This is a genomic window from Kitasatospora sp. NPDC057500, from assembly GCF_042802195.1.
In the GTDB taxonomy this organism is placed as follows: domain Bacteria; phylum Actinomycetota; class Actinomycetes; order Streptomycetales; family Streptomycetaceae; genus Kitasatospora.
In genome coordinates this window covers 1-7,945 of sequence record NZ_JBHVER010000288.1, presented here as the reverse complement: position 1 = coordinate 7,945, position 7,945 = coordinate 1, and the positions used below count along the sequence as shown (strand labels likewise).

General features: G+C 73.0%; 13 protein-coding genes. 5 read left to right on the top strand and 8 right to left on the bottom strand.

Annotated features, from left to right (window positions below; genetic code table 11):
• Positions 1-38 precede the first annotated feature (38 nt).
• Together ACFU74_RS34600 and ACFU74_RS34595 are read right to left on the bottom strand one after the other, a co-directional pair.
• On the bottom strand, positions 39-584 hold the full coding sequence (locus ACFU74_RS34600) for a hypothetical protein (protein WP_380764095.1): 546 nt from the start codon (positions 582-584) through the stop codon (positions 39-41).
• 109 nt (positions 585-693) lie between these two features.
• On the bottom strand, positions 694-990 hold the full coding sequence (locus tag ACFU74_RS34595) for a hypothetical protein (RefSeq protein WP_380764093.1): 297 nt from the start codon (positions 988-990) through the stop codon (positions 694-696).
• Between the two features lie 227 nt (positions 991-1,217).
• On the opposite strand from ACFU74_RS34595, the gene ACFU74_RS34590 reads away from it, so the two are divergent.
• Positions 1,218-1,625: a VOC family protein gene (locus ACFU74_RS34590; RefSeq protein WP_380764091.1), complete on the top strand. Its 408-nt coding sequence runs from the start codon at positions 1,218-1,220 to the stop codon at positions 1,623-1,625.
• Positions 1,626-2,019: 394 nt separating this feature from the next.
• Here ACFU74_RS34590 and ACFU74_RS34585 read toward each other — a convergent pair whose 3' ends face one another.
• The 3 genes from ACFU74_RS34585 to ACFU74_RS34575 form a co-directional block, all read right to left on the bottom strand.
• Positions 2,020-2,466 (bottom strand): barstar family protein, encoded by a 447-nt coding sequence (locus tag ACFU74_RS34585; protein WP_380764089.1) that lies wholly within the window; start codon positions 2,464-2,466, stop codon positions 2,020-2,022.
• A 1-nt stretch (position 2,467) separates the two neighbouring features.
• Entirely contained in the window at positions 2,468-2,893 is a 426-nt protein-coding gene (locus ACFU74_RS34580; protein WP_380764087.1) for a ribonuclease domain-containing protein, read from the bottom strand.
• 118 nt (positions 2,894-3,011) lie between these two features.
• The gene (locus tag ACFU74_RS34575) at positions 3,012-3,443 is read right to left on the bottom strand and encodes a VOC family protein (protein WP_380764085.1); all 432 of its coding nucleotides are present in this window, start codon (positions 3,441-3,443) and stop codon (positions 3,012-3,014) included.
• A gap of 185 nt (positions 3,444-3,628) precedes the next feature.
• On the opposite strand from ACFU74_RS34575, the gene ACFU74_RS34570 reads away from it, so the two are divergent.
• Positions 3,629-4,153 (top strand): peptidylprolyl isomerase, encoded by a 525-nt coding sequence (locus ACFU74_RS34570; protein WP_380764083.1) that lies wholly within the window; start codon positions 3,629-3,631, stop codon positions 4,151-4,153.
• Between the two features lie 38 nt (positions 4,154-4,191).
• On the opposite strand, the gene ACFU74_RS34565 is transcribed toward ACFU74_RS34570, so the two are convergent.
• Entirely contained in the window at positions 4,192-4,758 is a 567-nt protein-coding gene (locus ACFU74_RS34565) for a WHG domain-containing protein (protein WP_380764081.1), read from the bottom strand.
• 81 nt (positions 4,759-4,839) lie between these two features.
• Here ACFU74_RS34565 and ACFU74_RS34560 point away from each other — a divergent pair, with 81 nt between their 5' ends.
• Positions 4,840-5,277 (top strand): DoxX family protein, encoded by a 438-nt coding sequence (locus ACFU74_RS34560; RefSeq protein ID WP_380764079.1) that lies wholly within the window; start codon positions 4,840-4,842, stop codon positions 5,275-5,277.
• A gap of 115 nt (positions 5,278-5,392) precedes the next feature.
• Here ACFU74_RS34560 and ACFU74_RS34555 read toward each other — a convergent pair whose 3' ends face one another.
• Both ACFU74_RS34555 and ACFU74_RS34550 read right to left on the bottom strand, forming a co-directional pair.
• Positions 5,393-5,887, bottom strand: coding sequence for a peptidylprolyl isomerase (locus ACFU74_RS34555; RefSeq protein WP_380764077.1), 495 nt, complete (start codon positions 5,885-5,887; stop codon positions 5,393-5,395).
• 93 nt (positions 5,888-5,980) lie between these two features.
• Positions 5,981-6,634: a class I SAM-dependent DNA methyltransferase gene (locus ACFU74_RS34550; RefSeq protein WP_380764075.1), complete on the bottom strand. Its 654-nt coding sequence runs from the start codon at positions 6,632-6,634 to the stop codon at positions 5,981-5,983.
• 64 nt (positions 6,635-6,698) lie between these two features.
• Between ACFU74_RS34550 and ACFU74_RS34545 the strand changes: the two genes are divergently transcribed.
• Positions 6,699-7,292 carry an NAD(P)H-dependent oxidoreductase gene (locus tag ACFU74_RS34545; protein ID WP_380764097.1) on the top strand — a complete coding sequence of 198 codons (594 nt, stop codon included), beginning with the start codon at positions 6,699-6,701 and terminating at the stop codon, positions 7,290-7,292.
• Between the two features lie 141 nt (positions 7,293-7,433).
• Complete coding sequence (locus tag ACFU74_RS34540; RefSeq protein WP_380764073.1) at positions 7,434-7,913, top strand: hypothetical protein; 480 nt, start codon at positions 7,434-7,436, stop codon at positions 7,911-7,913.
• Positions 7,914-7,945: the final 32 nt, after the last annotated feature.

Sequence of the window (7,945 nt, the reverse complement as noted above, 5' to 3'; positions counted from 1 at the left end):
GGCCTGCTGCCGCCGACCCGGCAGCAGGCCTGCCCGCTTCAGGCGCGGGAAGCGGCGAACTCGCGGAGGTAGGCGCCGGCGTAGGCGGCCGCCTCCTCGCGGCTCGTGCACGGGGTGGCGTCGGGCGCGGGGACGCCGCGCGAGCCGTCGGCGGCCAGGGCCGTCCACGTCCAGTGCCCGGTGACCGCGTCCTGGATCAGCTCGGCCTCACCGTCGAACAGTTCCAGGATGACGGCGGCCGGGGCGGAGGCCGACGGACGGGGAACGGCGTCCGGCCACTTCTTGCGGGCGCCCTGGCGGGTGATGCCCCAGGCGGCACCCAACTGCTCGTAGCTCGCGCCGTACCCGCCCGCGGTGCCGGCCGCGATCTCGGTCAGCCGCTTGACCTCCGCGTCCACCAGCTTCCAGGCGGCGAGCACGCCGAGCGCCACGTCGGCCGGGTCGCCGTCCCACATGCGGTGCTCGGGCTGCCCGGTCGTCCGGGCGCGGACGGCCGAGGCCAGTGGGTTCAGGGCGTCGAGGAGGGCCCGCGCCAGCTCGGCCTGCTCGTCGGGAGTGATCCGGGGCTTCTGAGGCTTCGTCATGGCGACAACCATAGTTAACTATAGCAGATTTGGTAACTGAAGTTGTCAAACTGGCCGGCGCAGGAAGTCGGACGGGCCGACTTCCCGCGCCGGGTCCGCGCTCCGAGCGTCAAGGAACGTAGACGCTCCGGCCGGCGAGCGGCGCGTAGACCGTGCCGGGGGCGATGATCGCCTCGATCTGGCCCGTACAACCCGACCCGGTCCAGATCTGGACCGCCGAATCGGTCAGATTGGTCACCACCGGCCGGACGAAGTCACCCAGCGGGAGGCACCCGCTCGGCTCCGGGTACGCGGCACCGTCGATGATCAGCACCCCGTGCGCCGCGTGCGCGGTGTTCGGCACCCCGACGGCCAGCGCGGCCGCTGCCAGCCAGGCCCCGAGAACGGTGGCCGTGCGTCGCTTCATGCGTCCACTTCCTTTCGACCGGAGCGGGGCGGCTCCGTTGCGGCCCCGCCGGTGCGGCTCAAGGTAGTGAGGCGATGACGCGCAGTGGCGGAACGGCGGGCGCGGCGGACCGGGCGCGGAGCAGGAAGTCGGCCGGGCCGACTTTCCGTGCCGACGGCTGTCACACGGGGCGGTCGGGATCCGTCAGGAAGGCAGTTGGACGACACCACCGGAGAAGGGTCGACACCGTGCTCACCAGGGTCATGTACGCCACCGTCTACGTCACCGACCAGGACCGCGCGCTGCGCTTCTACACGGAGCAGCTGGGACTGGAGAAGCGCATCGACCACACCGGCCCCGACGGCCGTTTCCTGACCGTCGGTGCCCCGGACCACCCGTTCGAGATCATCCTCTGGCCCCACGCCGCGGCCGTCGGCCAGCCGGCCGGGCGGGAGGAAGCGGACGCGCCCGGCCCGATCTTCCTGGAATCGGACGATCTGAGGAAGGACTTCGCGCTCTGGCGCGAGCGCGGGGTGGAGTTCGACGCGCCCGAGCCGCAGGAGTACGCCTTCGGCATCCGCATCGAGGCCACCGACCCGGACGGCAACCGGATCTCGCTGCGGCAGCAGAAGCCGCCGATCGACGCCGAGGGCTGACGGCGGGGAGCCGAGGGGGCCTTGCGTGTGGAGCAAGGCCCCCTCGGGTGCCCGTTCCACGCCTCCGGCAGCGGGGCGGTTCCGGCGGCCCACTCGGGGTGGAGGGCCGCCTCGTCCTCGGACGGCGCGAGGGTCCGGGCCGACGGCGGTCCTGGCGAGGTGGGGCCGTGATCCGCGGGTCGCCCGCCCAGGTGGACCGGGTCGTGCGCGCAGCGCTGCAGGGTCGGCGGGTCGACGGGTCGGCGGCGCCCGCGCGGGGCACTGAGGGCGGTCGCTGCGGCAGGCACCGAGCCGGCGTCGGGGGCGGGCGGAGTCCGAGGAACCGCCCGCCCTCCACGCCCGCGGGCTCCCCGGGTCGGCCCTGCGCGGGACGCGGAACGCGGTCGGGGCGCGGTCAGACGGCGCGGCCGGCCGTGCGGAGGCGGTGTTCGGCGAGGGCGGCTCGGGGCGGGGCGGTGGCGAAGAGGACGCGGAGGGGAGAGTCGGTGGTGAGGGTGGTCGCGGCGGCGGTGTCCAGGATGGCGAGGAGGACGGTGAGTTGGTCGGACGGCTCGTCGGCGAGCAGGGCGTCGGCTTCCGCGACGAGGACGAGGAGGCGGGTGGTGGTCTCGACGCCGGGCGGGTGGAGGGCGTCCCGGAGGCACTCCTCGAAGGCGTCCCAGTTGTGGCCGAAGTAGCCCGGGAAGGCCAGGGATTCCGCCCACTCGGCGAAGAGGGCGGCCCTGGTGCGGCAGCGGTCGCCGTGGACGAGGCGGAGTCGGTGGGTGCCGGTGGCGAACCCGGCCCAGGGGCGGCCCGGCAGGAGGTCCCACCGGGCCGGGCCGAGAGGCGCATCGGGCACGTCAGCAACCCTCGGAGATCTCGCGGAAGTTGGCGTAGTGGTCGGCGGTGTACCAGGTGCGCTCGGCGGCCTCGTCGCGGACCAGCCGCTCGGCGTCGCGGTGGGTGGTGGGCGTGGGGCGGGGGTTGACGTCGTACTCGTGGTAGACGCCGCCGGCCGGCAGGTCGCCGCTGCGGTTGCCGTACGGGTTGCTGCCGCGGATGAACTCCGGGCCGGGGAGGCGGAAGTCGACCGGGCGGAGGTTGGCGGGCCAGCCGAGGCCGAGCCAGATGCGGCAGGCTCGCTCGACCTGGGGAGGGAGGTCCTCGACGGGGAGCGGGGGCTGGAGGACCGCCCGGGCCGTCGGGGAGGACGGTGCCGGGGCTGACCAGGCGGGGCAGGCGAGGGCGAGGACCAGGGCGGCCTGCGCCAGACGGCGGAGGGTCATGGGTACCCGTTTCGGTGCGGGGGTGCGTGCATCGAAGGGGTACCGCAAGGGGGTTGGGCGGGCGGGCGGGCGCGCCGGGAACGGCGTCACGCCCACCCGGCCGGGTGACGCCCCAGCCTCAGTCGAGGCAGAACTCGTTGCCCTCGATGTCCTGCATCACGATGCACGACTCGTACTCGCCGTCGGCTTCCATGACGCGCACGCACACCGCGCCGAGCGCCGCCAGCCGGTCACGCTCGGCCTTCAGCGCGGCCAGGCGCGCCTCACCCACGAGCCCGGTGCCGGCCCGAACGCAGAGGTGCAGCCGGTTCTTGACGACCTTGCCCTCGGGGACGAGCTGGAAGAGGAGTCGCGAGCCCTCACCCGTGGGGTCGGTGCAGGCGAAGTACCGGGGCTCCTTGTCCGCCGAGTCCGAACGGTCGAAGTCGTCCCACGTGGCGAACCCGTTCGGCGGCGAGGCGGTGTAGCCGAGCACCTCGCACCAGAAGCGGGCGAGGCGCGTGGGCTCGGCGCAGTCGAAGGTGACCTGGAACTTCTTGACCGATGACATTCAGTCAGCGTAGCAATCGGGGATTCGGTGTTCGATCGGGTTTTCCCGGAGCCGGTCGGGCCGGTCGGGCCGGCCGCCGCCGCCGCCGGGACAGCGGTGGACCTTGAGGGCGGGACCTCAAACTCCGCTGCGGCCCGTGACAGGATCGGGCGGTCCGGCCGCTCGATCGAAAGGTGCCCCAGGCCATGGGCTCTCAGCACTACGCCACCATCAGGACCAACCACGGCTCCATCACCGCCAAGCTCTTCCAGTTCCACACCCCGCGCACCGTGCGCAACTTCGTCGAACTGGCCGAGGGCTCCCGCGAGTGGACGGACCCCTCCACCGGGGCTCCCACCAACGCCCCCCTCTACAACGGGACGACCTTCCACCGCGTCATCCCCAACTTCATGGTCCAGGGCGGCGACCCCCTCGGAGACGGCACCGGCGGCCCCGGCTACGAATTCGCCGACGAGTTCCACCCCGAGCTCTTCTTCACCAAGCCCTACCTCCTGGCCATGGCCAACGCGGGCCCGAACACCAACGGCTCCCAGTTCTTCATCACCACCCGCGCCACCCCGCACCTCAACCGCAAGCACACCATCTTCGGCGAGGTCACCGACCCCGACAGCCAGAAGGTCGTGGACGCCATCGCCGCCACCCCGACCGGCCCCGGGGACCGCCCCCTGGAGCCGGTCGTCATCGAATCGATCACCATCGAGGTCCGCTGACTCCCCCCGTGGAGTAGGAAGTCGGCCCCGCCGACTTCCTACTCCGCTCCCCCGAACACCACCCTCAACACCTCGCGCGCCAGCTCCTCCACATCCGCCTCCCCCCGGCTCTCCGGCAGCGCCCCGTTCAACCACAGGCTCGCGAACCCATGGGCCACCGACCACGCGGCGAGCGTCGTCGCCCGCTCCGCCCCCTCCCCCGGCGACAGCTTCCGCCCGCTCGCCGCCAGCACCGCCCCCGCCCGCTCGCGGGCCGCGTTCAGCTCCGGATCGTCCGCCCGGTACAGCTCCGGCCGGAACATCACCTCGAAGTACGCCCGGTGGTCCACCGCGAACCGCACGTACGCCACCCCCGACCCGTACGGATCCCCCGCCGCCCGCTCCAGCGCGTCCGCGAACCGCTCGAACCCCTCCGCCGCGACCGCCGTCAGCACCCCCGCCTTGTCCCCGAAGTGGTGCGCCGGCGCAGCATGCGACACCCCCGCCCGCCGCGCCAGCTCCCGCAGACTCCAGGCCGACGGCCCCGACTCCTCGACCGCCGCCAGAGCGGCGTCCAGCACCGCCCGCCGCAGGTTGCCGTGGTGGTAGCTCTCGACCTTCGCCATCCCGCACCCTCTCCTCGTCTAGGCATTGACAAGATTACCCGACGGAGCGAATCTTGCCAGTGACAAGATTGGAGTATCCACATGGCCCCGCTCATCGCCCTCCTCGGCGGCTTCGCCGTCCTCCGCCTGCTCGGCCTCGGCACCGACGACCTCGACGGCTGGCAGCCGGCCGTCCGCGGCGCGCTCGCGCTGATGTTCGTCACCACCGGCGTGCCGCACTTCGTGCCCGCCTTCCGGCGCGGCTTCGTCGCGATGGTCCCGCCCGCGCTCCCCCGCCCCGAGCTGCTGGTCACGCTCACCGGCGTCCTCGAACTGGCCGGCGCCGTCGGCCTCCTCATGCCGCCGCTCGCCCCGTACGCGGCCGTCGGACTCGCCCTGCTGATGCTCGCGATGTTCCCGGCCAACGTGCACGCCGCCCGCCACGGCGGCACCCTCCGGGGCAAGCCGGTCACCCCGCTGCCCGCCCGTACGGCGATGCAGGTGCTGTTCGTCGCGGCGGCCGTCGCTGCGGCGGTCTGACCGGAGCGGGAAGCCGGCGGCTCCGACTTCCCGCTCCCGCTCCGCCGCGAAAACGCGCGGACGCGGCCCGCCGGTGTGCGGGCCGCGTCCGAATGCGAGCGAAAGGGGCGAGCCCTTACTCCACGATGCCGGACTTGGCGATGGTGATCTTGGCCTTGGTGCGGCCGCTCTGCGAGCCCAGGCTCTCGATCTTGGTCACGAGGTCCATGCCGTCGACGACCTCGCCGAAGACGACGTGCTTGCCGTCCAGCCAGTTGGTCACGATGGTGGTGATGAAGAACTGCGAGCCATTGGTGTTGCGGCCCGCGTTGGCCATCGAGAGCTGGCCCGGCTTGGTGTGCTTGAGCTGGAAGTTCTCGTCCGCGAACTTCTCGCCGTAGATGCTCTTGCCGCCGGTGCCGTCACCGCGGGTGAAGTCACCGCCCTGCAGCATGAAGCCCGGGATGACCCGGTGGAAGGACGAGCCCTCGTAGCCGAAGCCGTGCTTGCCGGTGGCCAGCTCGCGGAAGTTCTGCGCGGTCTTCGGGACGATGTCGTCGAAGAGCGTGAAGACGATGCGGCCGGCCGGCTCGTCGTTGATGGTGATGTCGAAGAAAACGTTGGAACCCATGCAGGGATGATGGCATGCCGTCCGCACGGACGGGCGGTCCCCCCGCCGTGCGGTCGGTCACGGCACGCCACCGACGGTGAGGCCGGGCCCCGCTCACCCTGCCCTGTGGGCGAGCAGGTAGGCCTGCGGGGTCCGCTCATCGGGCCCCGGCTCCCGGACGAGGCGGGTGGTGACCTTGAGGCCGGCCTCGGTGGCCAGGGCTTCGAGGTGATCGGGCTGCTGGCGGCGGAAGTCCAGGGCGGCCGGGTAGCCGAAGGGGTCCTCGATCCGCAGGGCGCCCTCGCCGGCCTGGAAGGCCAGGACGATCGGGGCTCCCGGGGCGAGGGTGCGGTGGAACTCGGCGAAGGCCCTCGGCAGCTGCTCGGCCGGGGTGTGGATGATCGAGTACCAGGCGACGATTCCGGCCAGCTCGCCGTCGGCGTACGGCAGGTCGAGCAGCGAGCCGACCCCGAAGGGGATCTGCGGGTGGGCGGCGCGGGCCAGGTCGACCATCCGAGGGGAGAGGTCCAGGCCGGAGACGTCCAGGCCGAGGGCGGCCAGGTGGCCGGTGATCCGGCCCGGGCCGCAGCCGAGTTCGACGACGGGGCCGCCACCGGCCGCGGTGACCAGTTCGGCGAACGCGGCGAGCACGGCCCGGTCCCAGGTCGCGGCGGCCAGCGCGCCGCCGTAGCGGTCGGCGTAGTCGGCGGCGACGGCGTCGTAGAACGTCCGGGCGGCGGTGAGGAATTCGGGCTCGGTGGCGGTCACGGCGACCGACCCTACCGGGGTTAGGATCAGCCGGTCCGGAGGGGCGCAAGGGGAGGTTGTGAAGATGCGGGTCGGGGTCTATCTGGCGCATCCGAAGCCCGGGAGCTTCAACCACGCGCTGTTCGACGCCGTGGTGGACGAGCTGCGGGAGCACGGCGCCGAAGTGGTCGCGCACGACCTCTACGCCGAGGGCTTCTCCCCGCTGCTCACCGCCGGCGAGACGGAGACGGTGGCCGCGAGCGGGACCGCCGGGGACGCCCGGCTCGCCCTGCACCGCGAGGAGGTGGCCGCCCTCGACGCCCTCGTGCTGGTGCACCCCAACTGGTGGGGCATGCCGCCCGCCGTGCTCGCCGGGTGGGTGCAGCGGGTCATGGTGCCGGGCGTCGCGTACAAGCTGGGGACGGCGGACGGGGAGCCGGTCGGGCTGCTGCGGGCCGGGCGGGCGCTGGTGCTGAACACCTCCGACACCCCCGAGACCCGGGAGCGCGAGGAGTTCGGGGATCCGCTGGAGCGGATCTGGGCGGCGTGCGTGCTGCCCTACGTCGGTGTGACGGACGTTCGCAGACGGGTGTTCCGCACCGTGACCGATTCCTCGGGCGCCGAGCGCGCGCAGTGGCTGCGCCAGGCACGGCAGGACGCGGCGGCGCTGATCGGCTGACGCGGACCGGAGGAGGTGCGCGACCGTACGTAGACGGCGGGCGGCGGAGTGATCGTCCGCGGCGGAGCACCGGGCCGCCGGCACGCCGTGCGTGCTAGAACCGTCGGCGGCAGTGAACGCTCACACGACCGAAGGAGAACCATGTCCGTCGCACGCACCGCACGCACCGCCCTGCCCGCGGCGTTCGCCGCACTGACGCTGCTGCTCTCCGGCGCGGCCACCGCGACCACCGCCTCCGCCGCCACGACGACCGCCACGGGCCTGGACGGCACCTGGGCCTGCTCCGTCCCGTCCGGCTACGTCTACGACGGGGTGTCCATGGACCGCACCTGCAGCGGCGGCGGCAGCTGGAACTCGGCGCGGTTCCACCTGCGCACACCCGTCGACGGGCTGACCGCGTGTACCGGCGCGCCCGGCTTCACCTACGACTCCGTCGGCCACAGCACCACGTGCAGCCAGTCGTCGGGCGTCCTGGCCACCACCTTCCACCTGCGCATCCCGGTCAACGGCATGTGGGCGTGCAGCGTCCCGGCCGGCTGGACCTACAGCGCCACCACCTCGAACCTGGACTGCGCCAGCATCCAGGGCGTGCCGACCACCAAGTTCCGTCTGCTCGGCTGAGGCCCGGGACGGCCGGACGGGCTCCCCGGAAG